This window comes from Staphylococcus sp. HMSC072E01, from assembly GCF_001814125.1.
Taxonomy (GTDB): domain Bacteria; phylum Bacillota; class Bacilli; order Staphylococcales; family Staphylococcaceae; genus Staphylococcus; species Staphylococcus hominis.
This window is the reverse complement of sequence record NZ_KV814992.1, coordinates 1-1,206: the sequence shown is the minus strand read 5'-3', so window position 1 is coordinate 1,206 and position 1,206 is coordinate 1. Positions and strand designations below refer to the sequence as shown.

Here is a 1,206-nt window from a genome sequence, read left to right as displayed (position 1 = left end):
GAAAGGTGAAAAGCACCCCGGAAGGGGAGTGAAATAGATCCTGAAACCGTGTGCCTACAACAAGTCAAAGCTCGTTAATGAGTGATGGCGTGCCTTTTGTAGAATGAACCGGCGAGTTACGATTGCATGCGAGGTTAAGTCGAAGAGACGGAGCCGCAGCGAAAGCGAGTCTGAATAGGGCGAATGAGTATGTAGTCGTAGACCCGAAACCATGTGATCTACCCATGTCCAGGTTGAAGGTGCGGTAAAACGCACTGGAGGACCGAACCCACGTACGTTGAAAAGTGCGGGGATGAGGTGTGGGTAGCGGAGAAATTCCAAACGAACTTGGAGATAGCTGGTTCTCTCCGAAATAGCTTTAGGGCTAGCCTCGGAATTGAGAATGATGGAGGTAGAGCACTGTTTGGACTAGGGGCCCATCTCGGGTTACCGAATTCAGATAAACTCCGAATGCCATTCATTTATATCCGGGAGTCAGACTGCGAGTGATAAGATCCGTAGTCGAAAGGGAAACAGCCCAGACCACCAGCTAAGGTCCCAAAATATATGTTAAGTGGAAAAGGATGTGGCGTTGCCCAGACAACTAGGATGTTGGCTTAGAAGCAGCCATCATTTAAAGAGTGCGTAATAGCTCACTAGTCGAGTGACACTGCGCCGAAAATGTACCGGGGCTAAACATATTACCGAAGCTGTGGACTACACCATTAGGTGTAGTGGTAGGAGAGCGTTCTAAGGGCGTTGAAGGTCGATCGTGAGGACGGCTGGAGCGCTTAGAAGTGAGAATGCCGGTATGAGTAGCGAAAGACAGGTGAGAATCCTGTCCACCGTATGACTAAGGTTTCCTGGGGAAGGCTCGTCCGCCCAGGGTTAGTCGGGACCTAAGCCGAGGCCGATAGGCGTAGGCGATGGACAACAGGTTGATATTCCTGTACCAGTTGTTTTTGTTTGAGCAATGGAGGGACGCAGTAGGCTAAGGAATGCATGCGATTGGAAGTGCATGTCCAAGCAATGAGTCTTGAGTAGAGTTAAATGCTTTACTCTCTAAGGACAAGTTGTGACGGGGAGCGAAATAATAGTAGCGAAGTTCCTGATGTCACACTGCCAAGAAAAGCTTCTAGTGAGAAAACAACTGCCCGTACCGTAAACCGACACAGGTAGTCGAGGAGAGTATCCTAAGGTGAGCGAGCGAACTCTCGTTAAGGAACT

1 rRNA gene (only partly in view) is annotated in these 1,206 nt (G+C 49.5%); it reads left to right on the top strand.

Going from position 1 to position 1,206, the window contains the following annotated elements:
* Positions 1-1,206, top strand: a 23S ribosomal RNA gene (locus HMPREF2953_RS10965); its annotated part reaches 609 nt to the left of the window's first position; the annotation flags it as partial.